15 protein-coding genes are annotated in these 17,370 nt (G+C 69.3%); 6 read left to right on the top strand and 9 right to left on the bottom strand.

Going from position 1 to position 17,370, the window contains the following annotated elements; all coding sequences use genetic code 11:
- Positions 1-22 precede the first annotated feature (22 nt).
- The 7 genes from D3869_RS33080 to D3869_RS12190 form a co-directional block, all read right to left on the bottom strand.
- Complete coding sequence (locus D3869_RS33080; RefSeq protein ID WP_175426452.1) at positions 23-949, bottom strand: hypothetical protein; 927 nt, start codon at positions 947-949, stop codon at positions 23-25.
- A complete protein-coding gene (locus D3869_RS12215; RefSeq protein WP_137140259.1) occupies positions 946-2,616 on the bottom strand; it encodes a tetratricopeptide repeat protein in 1,671 nt (556 codons plus the stop codon). The genes D3869_RS33080 and D3869_RS12215 overlap by 4 nt, the downstream gene beginning before the upstream one ends.
- A 25-nt stretch (positions 2,617-2,641) precedes the next feature.
- Positions 2,642-3,307, bottom strand: coding sequence for an SGNH/GDSL hydrolase family protein (locus D3869_RS12210; protein ID WP_137102668.1), 666 nt, complete (start codon positions 3,305-3,307; stop codon positions 2,642-2,644).
- A 172-nt stretch (positions 3,308-3,479) separates the two neighbouring features.
- Positions 3,480-4,427 carry an anti-sigma factor family protein gene (locus tag D3869_RS12205; protein ID WP_137140258.1) on the bottom strand — a complete coding sequence of 316 codons (948 nt, stop codon included), beginning with the start codon at positions 4,425-4,427 and terminating at the stop codon, positions 3,480-3,482.
- On the bottom strand, positions 4,427-4,936 hold the full coding sequence (locus tag D3869_RS12200) for a sigma-70 family RNA polymerase sigma factor (RefSeq protein WP_014239953.1): 510 nt from the start codon (positions 4,934-4,936) through the stop codon (positions 4,427-4,429). The genes D3869_RS12205 and D3869_RS12200 overlap by 1 nt, the downstream gene beginning before the upstream one ends.
- Positions 4,937-5,149: 213 nt before the next feature.
- Positions 5,150-6,421, bottom strand: coding sequence for a YeeE/YedE family protein (locus D3869_RS12195; RefSeq protein ID WP_137140257.1), 1,272 nt, complete (start codon positions 6,419-6,421; stop codon positions 5,150-5,152).
- Between the two features lie 39 nt (positions 6,422-6,460).
- Positions 6,461-7,423 carry a sulfurtransferase gene (locus tag D3869_RS12190; protein ID WP_137140256.1) on the bottom strand — a complete coding sequence of 321 codons (963 nt, stop codon included), beginning with the start codon at positions 7,421-7,423 and terminating at the stop codon, positions 6,461-6,463.
- 261 nt (positions 7,424-7,684) lie between these two features.
- Between D3869_RS12190 and D3869_RS12185 the strand changes: the two genes are divergently transcribed.
- Positions 7,685-7,981, top strand: coding sequence for a DNA-binding protein (locus D3869_RS12185; RefSeq protein WP_137140255.1), 297 nt, complete (start codon positions 7,685-7,687; stop codon positions 7,979-7,981).
- 70 nt (positions 7,982-8,051) lie between these two features.
- Here D3869_RS12185 and D3869_RS12180 read toward each other — a convergent pair whose 3' ends face one another.
- Together D3869_RS12180 and D3869_RS12175 are read right to left on the bottom strand one after the other, a co-directional pair.
- A complete protein-coding gene (locus tag D3869_RS12180; protein WP_137140254.1) occupies positions 8,052-9,974 on the bottom strand; it encodes a propionyl-CoA synthetase in 1,923 nt (640 codons plus the stop codon).
- A gap of 182 nt (positions 9,975-10,156) precedes the next feature.
- Positions 10,157-11,266, bottom strand: coding sequence for an extracellular catalytic domain type 1 short-chain-length polyhydroxyalkanoate depolymerase (locus tag D3869_RS12175; protein WP_175426451.1), 1,110 nt, complete (start codon positions 11,264-11,266; stop codon positions 10,157-10,159).
- A gap of 257 nt (positions 11,267-11,523) precedes the next feature.
- Between D3869_RS12175 and D3869_RS12170 the strand changes: the two genes are divergently transcribed.
- The 5 genes from D3869_RS12170 (at position 11,524) to D3869_RS12150 (ending at position 17,341) form a co-directional block, all read left to right on the top strand.
- Positions 11,524-11,880 carry a hypothetical protein gene (locus D3869_RS12170; RefSeq protein ID WP_137140252.1) on the top strand — a complete coding sequence of 119 codons (357 nt, stop codon included), beginning with the start codon at positions 11,524-11,526 and terminating at the stop codon, positions 11,878-11,880.
- Positions 11,881-12,017: 137 nt separating this feature from the next.
- Positions 12,018-13,823, top strand: coding sequence for a M3 family oligoendopeptidase (locus D3869_RS12165; protein ID WP_137140637.1), 1,806 nt, complete (start codon positions 12,018-12,020; stop codon positions 13,821-13,823).
- Between the two features lie 93 nt (positions 13,824-13,916).
- Entirely contained in the window at positions 13,917-14,318 is a 402-nt protein-coding gene (locus D3869_RS12160; RefSeq protein WP_175426450.1) for a bacteriohemerythrin, read from the top strand.
- Positions 14,319-14,497: 179 nt separating this feature from the next.
- On the top strand, positions 14,498-15,922 hold the full coding sequence (locus D3869_RS12155) for an FAD-binding oxidoreductase (RefSeq protein WP_137140250.1): 1,425 nt from the start codon (positions 14,498-14,500) through the stop codon (positions 15,920-15,922).
- A gap of 72 nt (positions 15,923-15,994) precedes the next feature.
- Complete coding sequence (locus tag D3869_RS12150) at positions 15,995-17,341, top strand: ABC1 kinase family protein (protein WP_137140249.1); 1,347 nt, start codon at positions 15,995-15,997, stop codon at positions 17,339-17,341.
- Positions 17,342-17,370 lie beyond the last annotated feature (29 nt).

The following is a 17,370-nucleotide window of genomic DNA, read 5'->3' as shown; positions in this document are numbered from 1 at the left end:
GGGCGGCTTGCCTCCCGCACCCTCAGCGCGGCTGCAGGACGCCGATCTCCGCCAGGGCGGCGCGGTTGCGGGTGACGGCGGCGGCGAGATGGCGCAGGTGCTGCTGCTGAAGGGCCGGATTGGCGAAGGTGCGCAGATAGCCCTTCAGCACATGCTCCCCGAAGTTCAATGAGAGGTCGGCGTCCAGGTGATGCCCCTTCCGGGAGGTGGCGTGGACGACCATCACCGGATGCCCGTCGAGGAAGAAGCCATGACGGTTCCCGGGGTCCGTCATCGTCACCTCGGCCAGAGGCGCGTCGTAGACCTGCCACAAGCGCGCGTCGAGCACCTCCACGCAGGCGGGATCGGGATGGACCAGCGCGTTCAGCACATTCTGTTCCCACAGCGCATGCTGCGCCACGCTGCGGCAGGTCACCGCCCAATCCGCCAGCAACCCGCGCGACACCCACAGCATCAGCGCCGACATCAGGTACGGCGAGTCCGGGTCGATCCCACGGTCCCGCATCAGCCGTTCCGCCGGCGTGACGTAATGGCCGCCGCTGTGCAGTTCGTCCATCATCCCGCCGAAGGTCATGCGGTCCACCGTGTCGGTGGTGGCGAGCGCCTTGCCGGAGCGCCGGAGGTCATCCGCCAGCCGCTCGGTCACGGCGAGGTCGATGGCTCCCGCCATCATGTCGGCGTCCAGCCACAGCAGGCTGTCCCACGTTTCGCCCGCGCAATAGTCCGACAGGTGCCCCTTGCACAAATAGGGATGCGCGTCCGCCGGCAGGATCTTCGGGCGGTCGAGCAGCAGGCCGGCGGCGCGCAGGTAGTCGCGCTGCCCGTCGGTCAGGCCGAAATCGCAGACGCGCACCCGCTCCAGCGGAAAGCGTCCCGTCAGCCCCTCCAGGAAGGCCAGCGTGGTGATGAAATAGCGCGCGTTGGCGCCGGTCACGCACAGTGTCGTCATGATCGATCCTGCAAGGGTTCTTTCAGCGCCGCCAGATCGCGGCGCAGCCGCTCCACCGGCTCCGTCCAGTCGCCGAACAGGGATTGGCGGTAGAGGCGGGCCGTCGGATACCAGGGGGAGTCCACACGCCCGCACATCCAGCGCCACTCCGCCCCCTGGTCGAGCAGCACCGCCACCGGCTTCCCCAGCGCCCCGGCGAGGTGAGCGACGGCGGTGCAGGGGCTGATCACGATGTCCAGCGCCTGGATCGCCGCGGCGGTGTCCGCGAAATCGCGAAGCTCCGCCCCGAGGTCGAGGACCGGGCCGAGCGGGCGGAGGCGCTCCAGGACCGGACGCCCATGGCCGACCTGGAGCAGAACCGCCGTCACGCCGGGAACGCCGATCAGCGGCAGCACCGCCTCGAACCCCGGTGAGCGCTGGCGGTAATAGGGAAAGGCGACCGAGCCGTGCCAGACCAGCCCGGCCTTCACCCCGCTCAAGCCGGCCAACCGGTCCGCCCAGCGCCGCGCCGCCCCGTCCGGCGCCCGCAGATAGGGAACGGCGGCGGGCACGCTGTCCAGATCGGTGCCCATGCGATGGATCAGGCTCATGATGGGGATCTGGACGTCGTGGGCCGGCGGCGGGCCGTCGAGCCCGGACAGATCGTCCAGCAGATCCGACGCGCGGAAGAGATCGAGCAAACCCTCCGGTCCGTGGAAGACCACGCGCATCCCCTGCGCCCGCAGCGGCCGGGCGTAGCGGATGAACTGGATGGCGTCGCCATGGCCGCGGTCGGCGTGGATCAGCAGCGTTTTGCCCGGCTGGACCCGACCGTCCCAGACCGGCCGGCGGTAGGACCGCGACGGTTGGAAGGTGGGCAGGCTCAGCCGCGCCTCGTAATCCGCCGCCCCGGCGCGCAGGCGCCCGGTGAGCATCCGCAGCGTCCCCCGCCCCGCCCGCGCCGCGTCCATCCCCGGCGACAGGCGCAAGGCGCGGTCGAAGGCGACCTCGGCCAGGGCGACCGCGTGCCGTCCCAACCCGGCGAAGCCCAGGTTGGCCCAGTGCTCGGCCGTGGACGGGTCGAGCGCGGCGGCCCGGCGCAGCGCCACGCGCGCCTCGTCCTGCCGCCACGCCGCCAGCAACGCCGCCCCCGCCGCCGCCCAGGCAGCGGCCGTGCCGCGCAGCGCCGCCAGCCGCGCGAAAGCGTCGGCCGCCGCCTCCGGCCGTTCCGCCTTGCCCAGCGCCTCCGCCAGATTGTTCTGGCTGCGGGCGTGGCCGGGGGACAGCACCAGCGCCAGACGGTAGAGCGCCACCGCCGCCGCGCCATCCCGCGCGCCCAGCCGCAAATCGGCGAGATCGCAGGCCAGATCGGGCGACAGCACGCCGCGGCGCACGGCACCGGCCAGCAGGGCCGCCGCCTGGTCCGCCCGCCCCTGACGCTTCAGGCATTCCGCCTGACTGCGCGGATAGTTGGGGTTGTCGGGCGCGCAGGCGGACGCCCGGCGGAAGCGCGCCTCCCCTCCGGCGGGGTCGCCCGCGGAGACGGCCAGCACGCCCAGGATGTTCCACCCCTCGCCGTGGCCGGGGACCAGCGCCAGCGCGCGGACAATCCGGCGCTCCGCCCCCGCCCGGTCGCCCCGCTGGAGCGCGGCGGCGCCCGCGCGCAGAAAGTCCATCGCGTCGGTCACGCGGCCTCCGGTGCTGGTGGTCGGGTCATGGCGGCAGGTCCAGCGCGTTCAGGGCCTCCGCCCAGACCTCCGCGGCGCGGATGGGGTGGAGGTGATGGTCAGCGGGGTTCGGGCTGCGGAACGCCTCGGCGACCAGCCCGCTCTCCGGATCGGTGATGCGCGGCGTGATGTCGACGAAGGGCAGCCCGCGCGCCGCCGCCTCGTCGCGCAGGCGCGCGTTGTAGCGGTGGGTCAGTTCGGTGCGCTGGCGCAGCGTGGCGGTGACCTCGTGCCGGGCGCGCGCGATCTTGCCCCGACTGTCGCCGTCCCGGATGGTCGGCAGCACCGCCCCGGTCAGCACCAGCGTGGGATAGCCGCCCTCCAGCAGATCGTCCACGAAGGCGGCGCAGGCGGCCACCGATTGCTCCAACTGCCGCTCGACGCAATCGCCGTGCTTCTGCGCCCGCCACCAGATGACAAAGCCGCAATCGACCTCGCCGAGTTGGATCACCGGAATGGCGTCCGGATGGGCGGGCAGCAGCGCCTCCTTGAACAGAGTGACCGCGTGGGTTTGGCTCTCCGGGTTGCGCAGCCCGACCGAGGTTGCCCCGGGGACCAGCAGACAGCGCGCCGGCCGGTCGAGCAGGCGGATCGTCGCGGCGATCTCGAAGGATTGCGCATGGCTGTCGCCGATGAAGTACCAGCCCCGCATGCCCCACGTTCCACGCCGCCACCGGCGCATTGTGGAGCGGCACCGGGGTGGGAGTAAACCGGGAAACGAAAAGCGGGGCGTTGTCTCAACTTGAGCGCCGCCAAGAGTCCCGTCATCTCGGAGGGGCGCGCGAGGGGTTGGTGCCCCTCGCTAAAATCTCCGCCTCCCGGCCTCAGCTGTCCTTCGGCTTGTGCGTGTCGCTGATCGGCTGGACGCCGGCGGGCGGCTGGTCCTGCTGCGGCTGGGGCTGCTGCTCCTGCTGCGGCTGGGGCTGCTGGTTCTGCTGGGGCTGCGGCTCGGGGCGGCGCGGGCCGGCCTTGACGTCGTTGTAGACGGCCTCGGCGACGCGCAGCAGGTCCTCCTTGGACATCCGGCCGGCCAGAGCGTAGGCCAGAGGGCCTTCCACCCAGTAGATGGTCGCCACGTCGCCGTTCTGCGAGAAGCCGAACTTCGCCGGGTTGCCGGAGCGCGGGGCGCCGACGAACAGGGTGACTCGCTTGTTGGCCTCGTTCACGTACATGTACTGGGCGCCGGCCCCCAGCTCGGTGGGCAGCGACCGCCCGCCGATCAGCCGGAGGCCGACCTTGCCGAGGTCCGGGCCGAAGACGTCGCGGCCGACGCGCTTGGACAGCCAGCTGTTCAGCTCGTCCTGGTTGTCGGCGCCGAGCTCGACCTGGAAGCGCTCGTCGGAGGTGTAGAAGCGGTGGGCCTGGGTGGCCTCCTCGGCGAAGGTCTGGAGCGTCTGGCGCTGCTGGACGACCGGCGACTGGTCGACGGCGCCGCGGCCCAGCCAGCCGCCGCCGGCACCGCCGATGATCAGCATCACCGCCGCGGCCATGCGCACCCAGGAGCGGGCGTGCCAGGGGGCGGCGTTGTCGTTGCCGGGCATGCGCCCGCGCAGCTTGCCCGTCAACTCCTCGACCGGGCCGCTGGCCGGCTCGCGCAGCACGGGGTCGAAGAGTTCGTGCAGCAGCGCGGCCTGGGCGCGGTAATCCTCCGCCCGGCGGGCGGCATCCGGGTCGTCGGCCAGCCATCGCTCCACGAAGAGCCGGCGTTCCGGAGCCAGTTGCCCATCCACGTAGGCGTGCAGTTCGTCGTCCGTTACGCAATGCGCGTTCATCACTTCACCCGCCTGAGGGCCACCGAGCCCTCGTTCGCCAGCTTCGCCCTGACCGCCTCGCGCGCCCGCGAGAGGCGCGACATGACGGTCCCGATCGGAACGCCGAGCGTCTCGGCGACCTCCTCGTATTTCAGGCCCTCCAGAGCGACGAGGAGCAGCACCTTGCGCTGTTCCTCCGGCAGGTCGTCGAGCGCGCGCATCATCTCGCGCAACTCCACACGTTCCTCCTGCCGGGCCGGCGTCACCAGCTTCGACTCGACGCTGTCCACATCGACCTCGTCGGGCCGCGACGCCTTGGAGCGGACCTGATTGACATGGACGTTGTGCAGGATGGTGAAAAGCCACGCCCGCAGGTTCGTCCCCGCCTTGAAGGTGTCGGCGCGCGCCACCGCCCGCGTCAACGCCTCCTGCACCAGATCCTCGGCATCCGAACGGTTGCGCAGCAACGCACGCGCGTAGCGGCGCAGCGACGCAATGTGGACTTCCAGCTCGACCCCGAACGTGCTCAACCGCGCACCCGATTGTTGCCTCAAAGGCTCCACGGACCGCCGGGTGGCGGATCATGGCACTCCTTCAGGTAGGAACGGGTGGCGCGCCCTCCCAGGGCCGAGCCCCATGCAAGGACCCGGTACGCCAGGATGAACGCCCCCCGCTCATCGTTTATTCCAGACTTTGATGCCCGTGCAGCAAAAATTCGGCAGAAAGGTGGCGGGGGGTTGTGGTCAGGGGCGGACAAAGCGCCGCGGCAGGGCCAAGCCGGCCCACACGCCGGCCAGGACGGTCAGGCCGAACACCCAGCCCGACAGGGCGCCGGCCATGGTGCCGGACAGCAGCGTGCCGACCGTGCAGCCGAGCCCGGTCATGCTGCCCCAGCCGAGCAGAAGCCCGCCGCCGAGGCCGCGGGCCGCATCCCTCAACGTCGGGCGGCGCGGGGTGAACTGGCCGGCGGCCAGCGACGCGGCGAAGCCCCCGGCGACCAGACCAGCGACCAGCAGCCCGTTCGGGGTCAGCCAGCCGTCGCCCGGCACGGTGGCGCAGCCGGCGAAGCCGTCCAGCCCCTCCAGCCGCAGGGGAACGAGCCCGGCCTCGCTGCCCAACCGGCGGGCGGCGCTGCCGATGGCGGAGGTGACGCCCAGCGGCTTGAGCCGCAAAATCACCAGGAAGCCGATCAGCCCGACGCCCAGCCCGCCGATCCAATAGGGCCAGCGCCCGTCGAACCAGGAGCGCAGCAGGTCCGGCAGGGTTTGCGGAGGCTTGCGGGCCGGCGCTTCGGAGGCGGTGGCCGCGCGGAAGCGCCAGAGCAGGGCCGCCAGGCCGCCGAGCGCCAGAAGCTGCACCGCCAGCGACCCGCCATAGCCCAGATGATGGGGCAGCCAGACCACCGGGGCGGTGATGATCGTGGACAGGTAGAGGTCGTTCCAGGTGAGGAAGCCGAGCAGGAAGCCGCCCGCCGCCCCGGCCAGGGCAAAGGGCGACACCGGCGAGCCCTCGCCCAGACGGTAGAGATGGGCGCTGATGCAGGATCCCGACACCGCCATGCCCAGCCCAAAGGCCAGTCCGGCCAGCGCCAGCACCCAGCTCACCGGACCGATGTGGGCGTCGGGCGGCAGGCGCGGGGCGACCGGGTTCGGCACCCAGGCCCCGAAGACGACGTGATAGCCGACCGTTCCCACCGCCAGGGCGAGCAGGATCGCCAGCAGGCCGCGCGGATCGCGGCGGTCGATGAAGTCGCGGGCGTGGCAGAGGAAGCAGAAGCGCGTCCGTTGCAGCAACGCGCCGAACACCGCGCCGAGCGTCAGCGCGAAGGCCAGGGACGGGCCGCCGCCAGGCTGCGCGGACAGCGTATAGGCCGTCGCGACGACCGCGCCGGTCAGCAACAAGGGAAGCAGCACCCGCCCGGCCAGCGCCGTGGCGCCGGATGCTGGTGCGGGGGCCGCGCGGGGCGTCGGGGAAGCCCGCAAGGCGGGCTCCCCGTTGCGGGTCCGGGTCGTCATGCGACGGGCGTCAGTTGGCCATCCATCCATAGCCCCCCGTCACTTGGCCGCCCAGACCGTACCGGCCGGGTTGTTCACCGGAACCCCCACGGCGTTGCCGTACTCGGTCCAGGACCCGTCGTAGTTCTTCACGGAATAGCCCAGCAATTTGGACAGAGCGAACCAAGTGTGGCTCGACCGCTCGCCGATGCGGCAATAGGTGATGACCGGCTTGGAGCCGTCGATGCCGACGGAGGCGTAGAGCGCCTTCAGCTCCGCCACCGGCTTGAAGGTGCCGTCGGCTTCGTTCACCGCCTTGCCCCAGGGGACGTTCACTGCGCCCGGCACATGGCCGGCGCGGATCGACAGCTCCTGGATGCCCTGCGGGGCGAAGACCTTGCCCTGGTATTCGTCGGGTGAGCGGATGTCCACCAGCTTGGCGTCGCTCTTGCCGTCGGCCACCGCCACCACGTCGCCCAGGCGGGCGCGCAGGTCGGTGTTGACCTTGGAGACGGTGTAGTTGCTGGGCTTCACCTCCGCCGGCTTGGTGGACAGGGTGCGGTTCTCCGCCTCCCACTTCTTGCGGCCACCGTCCAGCAGCTTCACATTGTCCACGCCGTAAATGTCGAACACCCAGGCGCCCCAGGCGGCGAACCAGTTGTTGGTGTCGCCGTAAAGGACGACCGTGCTGTCCTTCTCCACCCCGGCCTTCGACAACAGGGCCTGGAACTGCTCCTTGCCCACGATGTCGCGGCGGACGGTGTCGTTCAAGTCGGTGTGCCAGGAGAAATTCACGCTTCCGGGGATGTGGCCACGTTCGTAGACGCCGGGGTTCACGCTGACCTCGATGACCTTCACCTTCGGGTCGCCGAGGTTCTTTTCCAGCCAGTCGGTGGTGACCAGCGGCCCCTCCGGGGCGGCGGCCAGGGCAAATCCGGACATCGTCGTCACCAGCAGGGCACCGAAGGCGGCGGCAAGATGGCGCTTGGCGAAATGGCGCTTGGAAGGCAGTGGCGTGTTCATCGTGTCTCCTGGTTCGTCAGCGGTGCGGAAACGGATCGGTGAAGCGAGAGACTGCACGCCAGATTGCACGGCATGGCTTGTGTTATTATTCATATAAATCTACTAGATAAATAGTTTTATCGCAAGTGTGATCCATTCCCTGGTGCGGGAAAGAATGTTTCCGCGAAGGATTGTGGCAAATTGCCGCTGCGCGCGGATGAGTCAGCGAATCCGGCCCGTGGCTTGGCAAGATTGCCGGCACTGCGTCATAAGGGCGGGGCCATGGCACGCCATCACGACACCATCGAAATCCTGGTCACCGCCCGCCATCTGGAGGCCCAGGGCATCCGCCCGACCACGCGCATGCTGCGGCTGGCGCTGGGCGGCGGCAGCAACGCGGCCATCGCCCAGGCGCTGGCCGTGGAGGAGCTGACCCCTCTGGAGGAACTGATCCGGCGACGGCGCGACCAGCTCGACCTCGACATCGCCAACGCCCGCCGCGCCCTGGCCGAGCTGGAGGCCGAACAGGCCCGGCTGGACGAGCTGGACGACTCCCTGGCTGCGCTGGACAAGGCTTAGCCGAAAAAGAAAACCCCTCCCCCGGACGGTGCCGGGGAAGGGGCTTGGAGCGCCGTGCCCGTGGAGGCGGTCAGCCGGCCTGGTGCGCTTTGGCGTAGCCCAGCGACTGCAGCGCCTCGGCGATCTCCGGCAGGATGCCCGGATCGTCGATGGTCGCCGGGGTCTTGTAGTCCTGGTTGTCGGCGATCTTCTGCATGGTGCCGCGCAGGATCTTGCCGGAGCGGGTCTTCGGCAGGCGCTCCACCACCACGGCGCGCTTGAAGTCGGCGACCGGGCCGATCTGCTCGCGCACCAGCTGGACCACCTCCTTGACGATCTCCTCGTGCGGGCGGGTCACGCCGGCCTTCAGGCAGAGGAAGCCCAGCGGCACCTGCCCCTTCAGGTCGTCGGCGACGCCGATCACCGCGCATTCCGCCACGTCCTTGTGGCTGGCCAGAACCTCTTCCATGCCGCCGGTGGACAGGCGGTGGCCGGCGACGTTGATGATGTCGTCGGTGCGGGCCATGATGTAGACGTAGCCGTCGTCGTCGATGAAGCCCGCGTCACCGGTCTGGTAATAGCCGGGGTAATCGGACAGGTACGACTTCCTGTAGCGGTCGTCGGCGTTCCACAGCGTCGGCAGCGTGCCCGGAGGCAGCGGCAGCTTCACGCAGATGGCGCCGATGTCGCCGCGCGGGACTTCCTTGTTCTCGGCGTTCAGGATCTGCACGTCCCAGCCCGGCATCGGGCGGGTGGCCGAGCCGTACTTGATCGGGAAGAGATGCACGCCCAGCGGGTTGCCGGAGATCGCCCAGCCGGTCTCGGTCTGCCACCAATGGTCGATGACCGGAACGTTCAGATTGTCCTCGGCCCAATGCAGCGTGTCGGGGTCCGACCGCTCGCCGGCCAGGAACAGGGCGCGGAAGTGCGACAGGTCGTACTTCTTCAGCAGTTCGGCGTTGGGGTCCTCGCGCTTGATGGCGCGGAAGGCGGTCGGGGCGGTGAACAGCGTGCCGATCTTGTGCTGCTCGATCACCCGCCAGAAGGTGCCGGCGTCCGGCGTGCCCACAGGCTTGCCCTCGAACACCACGGTGGTGCAGCCGTGCAGCAGCGGACCGTAGACGATGTAGGAGTGGCCGACCACCCAGCCCACGTCCGACGCCGCCCAATACACCTCGCCCGGCTGGACGTTGTAGATGTTCTTCATCGTCCATTTCAGCGCCACGGCGTGGCCGCCGTTGTCGCGGATGACGCCCTTCGGCTGGCCCGTGGTGCCCGAGGTGTAGAGGATGTAGAGCGGGTCGGTCGCGGCCACCGGCACGCACTCCGCCGGCTCGGCCTTGGCGACGGCCTCCGCCCAGTCCACGTCGCGGCCCTCGACCAGGGTGGCGGTCTCCTGCGGGCGCTGGAAGACGATCACGCTCGACGGCTTGTGCTCCGCCTGCTCGATGGCGGCGTCGAGCATCGGCTTGTACTTGACGACGCGGTTCGGCTCGATGCCGCAGGAGGCCGAGACGATGGCCTTCGGCCGGGAGTCGTTGATGCGGGTCGCCAGCTCGTGCGGGGCGAAGCCGCCGAACACCACCGAATGCACCGCACCGAGACGCGCGCAGGCCAGCATGGCGACCAGCGACTGCGGGATCATCGGCATGTACAGGATGACGCGGTCGCCCTTCTCCACGCCCTGGGCGCGCAGCGCGCCGGCGAAGCGGGCGACCTGATCCTGGAGTTCGGCGTAGGTGATGGTCTGCACGGTCTTGGTGACCGGGCTGTCGTAGATGATCGCCGCCTGGGCGCCGCGTCCGGCCTCCACATGGCGATCGACGGCGTTGTAGCAGGTGTTCAGGACGCCGCCGGTGAACCAGCGGTAGAAGGGCGCGTTGCTGTCGTCCAGCACCTTGTCCCAGCGCTTGATCCAGGTGATGTCTTCCGCCGCCTCGCCCCAGAATCCGTCGGGATCGGACAGGGAACGGGCATGGATCTGGTTGTAGCGATCGGCCGAGCTTTGGCTCATGGGGGCGTCCCTTATATTTTGTTTGGTTCGCGTTTCTCCGCAGCCGCGCAATGAACGTTCACGCAGCGGCCCCAATCTGCGTCAAATCTGCATCGTTTGGCAAACGGCATTCCGGAAGGTGCGGCGGGCTGTCGCACCACTTTCGTGAGTGCCGGACCCGCCCACCGCCCTTCCGGCGGGTGTTACTGTTCCAGTTGCAGGAAGCCGGCGGCCAGCGCCGCGCCGCAGAAGCCGACATCCTCGATGTAGGTCTTCGTCTCCGACACCCGCACCCGCCCGCAGGGGCGCTGCGGGTTGCCGGTGTCGATGGGCATGACGTGGCCGACGTCCTTCAGAAGCACCGTCTCCACCCACAGGGCGTTGGCGCCCGCCGGGGCGAAGCCCTGCCGCACGGCGCGCTCCGGCCAGGACGGCTCCTGACCGATGACCACGGGGGCATCCGCCTTCAGGCCGTGGAAGGCCGTCCACTGGTTGGTCAGGTACAGGGCGTTCTGCGGATCCACGGTGCAGTCCGCCGTCCCCTGGACGATCAGCACGCGCGGACGCCCGGCGGGGTGCCGGGCGCGCTGGACCGCCTTCGTCCATTCGCGGCTGTCGTAGCCGCCGGAGCGCGCCTTCACCTCGGCGCAGCCGCGCGACACGGAGATGCCGCAGAGCGACGCGGCCGACTGCATGCTCTGCGCGCACATCACCGGCACGCCCGCGAACAGCGCCCCACCGGCGAAAAGCTGCGAATAATCGGCCAGCAGGACCGCCGCCATGCCGGCCCCCGCCGACAGGCCGGTGACCGACACCTGTTCCGCGTCCACCGTCGGGCCGTTGGCGCCCAGTCCCTTGCCGGAGACGACCGCGCCGACCATCGAGGCGATGGCCGCCGCCTCGCTCGGCACGAAGCCCTTCAGCGGGCTGTTCAGCCGGTCGGCGAAGTTGAAGCAGCCAAGCGGGTTGCCGTAGCGCCCGAAGCCTCCCGTCCCCACCATGGAGAACAGATTGTGCTTCTGCGCCGGCAATAGGGCGACGAAGCCATGGGCGTCGGCCATGTCCTTCCAGCCCGAATCCTCGAAGAAGGTGCGGGCGTCCTGCTCGCAGCCGTGCAGCAGGACCAGCAGGGGCACCTTGCCGCGCGCCCGCGCGCTGTCCGGCACATAGACCAGGGCCGACAGGGCGGTGCCCTGCGCGTCGTAGCTGCCGGCCGGAAGTTCGACAGGGGCCGGTTGAGCCGGCGCCGCGGCGACGGGGAGAAGCCATGACAGAAGAAAGAACGCCGCGAGAACCGGCTTTCGTAAGCGCACCAACAATGTCATCGCCGCCTTCTCCTTCAATCGTCCGGAGATCCGATTCACGCCAAAGCAAATCATCTCACCGATCCTATAGAGAGCGCGCAACAATCACTTGTGAACCGCTAATTTTTATACAGAACCACCCACGACATACTTGCGTATGACTGCGTTCATTTTTCGCAGGCAGGGACCTCCTGCACGTCCTCCGACTCCCTTTGCGGCGGCCTTGTCTCTGGCCTATTGGGGACCGGAACGCTATGCATGTGCCCATGACCATTGACCCGCCCGTCTTCGGCATCCGCCCGATCCTGACCGTCGTCCACCCGAACGGCGAGCGGCTGATCGTGGCTCGGTTGACCAGTCTCGGCGGGTCCAGCCAGTCCAACCGCTTCGTCCTGCGCCGCGCCGATTTCCGCGCGCCGTGGGAGCAGCCGGACAAGGGCTACTTCGGCTATGCGGAGGTCGCCCGCGCGCTGGATGCCAACGGCTGGCGCGGCTGCGCCATCGAGGCGATGCCCGCCACCGACCTGGAGGAGCGGCGCACCCGCCAGCTCGCCCGCAAGAAGCTGCACCTGCAATGCGTGGAGGCGGCGATCCGCCGCGCGCAGGAAAGCCACGGCCCCTGAGCGGGCGCCGCAACGCAGCCTTCCCCCGAACCCGCACGGCGCTTATATCCCGTTCCAGGCACAGAACGGAGGGACAGATGACCCGCAGCGCCACCCGGCACCCGATTGGCAATTTCCTTGGCGCTCCTCAGACCACCATGCCCGACACCGCCCTGGCCGCCACGGGGGACGGCCCGGACCTCGGCGCCCTGCCCTCCTGGGACCTGACCGACCTCTATCCGGGCATGGACTCGCCGGAGCTGAAGGCCGACCTGGAGCGGATGGAGCGCGCGTCCAAGGACTTCTACGAGACCTACGCGACCAAGCTGGCCGGGCTGGACGGCAACGCCTTCGCCGCCGCCATCCGCGAGTACGAGCACATCGACGAGGTGCTGTCGCGGGTGATGTCCTACGCCGGGCTGGTCTACAACGGCAACATGACCGACCCGACCATCGCCAAGTTCTACCAGTCGGCGCAGGAGCGGGTGAACGGCATCTCCACCCACCTCGTCTTCTTCACGCTGGAGATCAACCGGCTGGACGACAAGGTGCTGGACGCCAAGCTGAAGGCGTCGAAGGACCTCGCCCGCTACGCCCCCTGGCTGCGCGACGTCCGCCTGTTCCGCGAGCACCAGCTTTCCGACGAGGTCGAACGCCTGCTCCACGAGAAGCATGTGGTCGGGCGCGCCGCCTGGAACCGCCTGTTCGACGAGACCATCGCCAGCTTGCGCTTCCCCATCGGCGGGAAGGAGCTGACCTGCGCCGAGGCGCTGAACCGCCTGTCCGACCGCCGTCAGGAGATCCGCAAGGAGGCCGGGGCGGTGATCGGCCGGGTGATGGGCGACAACATCCGCCTGTTCGCGCTGGTCACCAACACGCTGGCCAAGGACAAGGAGATCGACGACAAGTGGCGCAACTACAAGGCGCCCACCTCGGCCCGCAACCTGTCCAACCGCGTCGAGGACGAGGTGGTGGACGCGCTGGCCGCGGCGGTGAAGGACGCCTACCCGGCCCTGTCCCACCGCTACTACGCGATGAAGGCCAAGTGGTTCGGGCAGGACCATCTGGATTACTGGGACCGCAACGCGCCGCTGCCCGACGACACCGACCGCAGCATCCGCTGGGACGAGGCGCGCGATCTCGTTCTGGGCGCCTACGGGCGCTTCTCGCCGGATCTGGCCGCGCTCGGCAAGCGCTTCTTCGACAACGCCTGGATCGACGCGCCGGTGCGCCCCGGCAAGGCGCCGGGCGCCTTCGCCCACCCCACGGTGCCGAGCGTCCACCCCTATCTGCTGGTCAACTACCAGGGCAAGACGCGCGACGTGATGACGCTGGCGCATGAGTTGGGCCACGGCGTGCACCAGATCCTGGCCGGCGGCCAGGGGCACCTGCTGTCCGACACGCCGCTGACCCTGGCGGAGACCGCGTCGGTGTTCGGCGAGATGCTGACCTTCCGCGCCCTGCTCGACCGCGAGACCGACCCGAAGCGCCGCAAGATCATGCTGGCCTCCAAGGTCGAGGACATGCTGAACACGGTGGTCCGCCAGATCGCCTTCTTCGACTTCGAGCGCCGCGTCCACACCGAGCGCCGCGAGGGCGAGCTGACGGCGGAGCGGCTGGGCGAGATCTGGATGGCGGTGCAGACCGAAAGCCTCGGCCCGGCGCTGCGCTTCGACGAGGGCTACCGGAACTACTGGTCCTACATCCCGCACTTCATCCACTCGCCCTTCTACGTCTACGCCTACGCGTTCGGCGACTGCCTCGTGAACTCGCTCTACGCGGTCTATCAGGAGTCGGAGACGGGCTTCGCGGAGAAGTACTTGGCGATGCTGTCGGCGGGCGGCACGCTGAGGCATCAGGAGCTTCTGGCCCCCTTCGGGCTGGACGCCAGCGATCCGGCCTTCTGGCAAAAGGGGCTGAACGTCATCCGCGGCTTTGTTGACGAGCTGGAAAATCAGCCCTGACCGGAGTTTCCCACCGGGTTTTCTTGACGGACGTCAAGAATCCCTAATCGGTGGATGGGTATGGTGCCTCCAACGATCCCTTCGGAGAGCACCATGCCCACCCTCTCGATCCCCGCCTGGAGCCCGTCCCTGGAAGTCGGCAACGCCATCATCGACGCCGACCACAAGGAGACCATCGAGCTTCTGGCCGAAGCCGCCAAGGCGTCGGACGCCGACCTGCCTGCCCACTTCACCGCCTTCGCCCAGCACCTCCGCGACCATCTGGCCCGCGAGGAGGAGCTGATGCACCAGTACGGCTTCCCGCCGACGCCCATCCACGTGCACGAGCACAACCGCGTCCGTCTGGAGCTGGAAGGCATCACCAAGCGCATGGCCGCGGGCAATCTGGCCCTGGTCCGCGGTTACCTGACCGAGGTCGTGCCGGAGTGGTTCATCAACCACAAGAACACCATGGACAGCGCCACCGCCGCCTGGATCCGCAGCCAGGGCGGCTGAACCACCGCCTCCCACCGTCAAAGCCGCGCGAACACCGAATTGAGGGGTGGCTCCGTCCGGAAGAACACCGGAGGGAGCCCTTTCCCGGATGGCCTGCACAGGGGCATAACTTTACCCTTGTTGCGCCAATCCGCTCCGGATATTCGCGAAAATTGCTGCTTTGACGTGGGAGGTGCTTGATGGGCGATTTCACGCTTCGCACCGCCGACCGGCGGGACGCGACCCTTTCCGAGGACGCCGTCAACGATCTTGCCGCCCGTCTGCGCGGCCCGCTGCTGACCCCGCAGTCGCCGGGCTATGACGAGGCCCGGACGATCTGGAACGCCATGATCGACCGCCGGCCCGGCCTGATCGCCCGCTGCGCCGGCGCCGCCGACGTCATGCAGGCGGTGCGCTTCGCGCGGGAGAACGGGCTGCTGGTCTCGGTGCGCGGCGGCGGTCACAACATCGCCGGCAACTCCCTGTGCGACGGCGGCCTGCTGATCGACCTCGGCGCCCTGCGCTTCGTCCATGTCGACCCGGTCAGCCGGACCGCGCGGGTGGCCCCCGGCGCCACGCTGGGCGATCTCGACCGGGAGACGCAGGCCTTCGGGCTGGCCGTGCCGGTCGGCATCAACTCCACCACCGGCATCGCCGGACTGACTTTGGGCGGCGGGTTCGGCTGGCTGACCCGAAAGTACGGGCTGACGGTGGACAATCTGCTGGGCGCCGACGTGGTCACCGCCGAAGGTAAGTTCCTGCGCGCCAGCGCCGACGAGAACGCCGACCTCTTCTGGGCCATCCGCGGCGGCGGCGGCAATTTCGGCATCGTCACCTCCTTCACCTTCCGCCTGCATCCCGTGGGGCCGATGGTCTTTGCCGGGCTGGTCGTCCACCCCTTCGCGGGGGCCGGCGAGCTGATGCGCCGCTACCGCGACGCCACGGCGGCCCTGCCGGACGAGGCCACCGCCTGGATGGTGCTGCGCAAGGCGCCGCCCCTGCCCTTCCTGCCGCCCGACGTGCATGGCAAGGAGGTGGTGGTCATGCCCGTCATCTGCGCCAGCGACGACGAGGCGGCGGCCCGCAAGGCGCTGGAACCGGTGCTGTCGTTGGGCACGCCCGTCGGGGAGCATGTCGGCCTCATGCCCTACGCGGCGTGGCAGGCGGCCTTCGACCCGCTTCTGGTGCCGGGCGCGCGGAACTACTGGAAATCGCAGAACTTCACCGGGCTGGAGGACGGGCTGATCGATCTGCTGGTCGAGGAGGCCGGGAGACTGCCCTCCGACCAATGCGAGATCTTCGTCGGCCTGCTCGGCGCCGCGGCCAATCGCGTGCCGGCGGACGCCACCGCCTACCCGCACCGCGACGCCCTGTTCGTCATGAACGTCCACGCGCGCTGGAACACCCCGCCGGAGGACAGCGCCTGCATCCAATGGGCGCGCGGCGTTTCTGACCAAACCGCCCGCTACGCCACCGGCGGTGTCTACGTGAACTTCGTCACCGACGACGAGCAGCGCGTCCAGGCCGCCTATGGGCCGAACTATGAGCGCCTGCGGGCGCTGAAGGCAAAATACGACCCGACCAACCTGTTCTGCGTGAACCAGAACATCGCGCCGGGCGGGTGACGGCGCCGGTGCGTTCCGGTTTCGTCCGGCCTGGGACTCGCCTTTCGGCCCCGCCGCACCCACCTATTCGGCATGCCGAACACGGATGAGAACAGGCTTGGCGGCCGGATCGCGCGGTATGCGCGGGTCGGGACCGCCGTGGGGGGCCTTGCGGCCCGTTTCGCCGGAGAACGGGTGCTGGGCATCCCCCTGGAGCGGGATCGCCACGCCGCCGAACTGCGCGCCGCGCTGGGCGGGCTGAAGGGACCGTTGATGAAGGTGGCGCAACTGCTGTCCACCATCCCCGACGCCCTGCCCCGCGAGTATGTGCAGGAGCTGTCCCAACTCCAGGCCGACGCGCCGTCGATGGGCTGGCCCTTCGTCAAACGCCGCATGGCCAGCGAGCTTGGCCCCGCCTGGCACAAGCGCTTCCGGCACTTCGAACAGACCGCCGCCGCCGCCGCCTCGCTGGGGCAGGTGCACCGCGCCGTCGGGCTGGACGGGCAGACCCTCGCCTGCAAGCTCCAGTACCCGGACATGGCGTCCGCCGTGGAGGCCGACCTGCGCCAGCTCGGCCTGATCTTCGCCATCTTCGAGCGCACCGACAGCGCCATCTCCACCAAGCAGATCCAAGCCGAGATCGGCGCCCGGCTGCGCGAGGAGCTGGATTACGAGCGCGAGGCCAAGCACGCCCGCCTCTACCGCGCCATGCTGGCCGACACCTCCGGCGTCCATGTGCCGACGGTGGTGCCCGACCTGTCCACCCGCCGCCTGCTGACCCTGGAATGGGTGGAGGGGCGCAAGATCCTGGACTTCGTGAAGGACCATCCGGACGCCCGCGACGCGCTGGCGATGAACATGTTCCGGGCTTGGTACGTGCCCTTCTACGGCTACGGCATCATCCATGGCGACCCGCATCTGGGGAACTACACGGTGCGGCCCGACCGCTCCATCAACCTGCTGGATTTCGGCTGCATCCGCGTCTTCCCGGCCCGCTTCGTGAAGGGGGTGATCGACCTCTACGACGCGCTGCAGACCGGCAACCAGGAGAAGGCGGTGGAGGCCTACCGCACCTGGGGCTTCGGCAACCCGACCAAGGAGCTGGTGGACGTGCTGAACATCTGGGCGCGCTTCGTCTACGCCCCGATCATGGACGACCGCAGCCGCCGCATCGAGGAGACCAACTCCGGCCATTACGGCCGCGAGACCGCCGCCAAGGTTCACGCCGAGCTGCGCCGCGTCGGCGGGGTGGAGGTGCCGCGGGAGTTTGTCTTCATGGACCGCGCGGCGATCGGCCTTGGCTCCGTCTTCCTGCATCTCCAGGCCGAGGTGAACTGGTACCGGCTGTTCCAGGAGATGATCCAGGGCTTCGACGTGGACGTCCTGCACGCCCGCCAGACCGCCGCCCTGACCGCCCAGTCCCTCCCTTTGCCCGAGTAAGTGCCGACTCGTAATGCTTCCCCCGTCCC

Source organism: Azospirillum brasilense, from assembly GCF_005222205.1.
GTDB classification, from domain to species: domain Bacteria; phylum Pseudomonadota; class Alphaproteobacteria; order Azospirillales; family Azospirillaceae; genus Azospirillum; species Azospirillum brasilense_G.
This window is presented reverse-complemented; position numbering and strand designations above follow the sequence as displayed.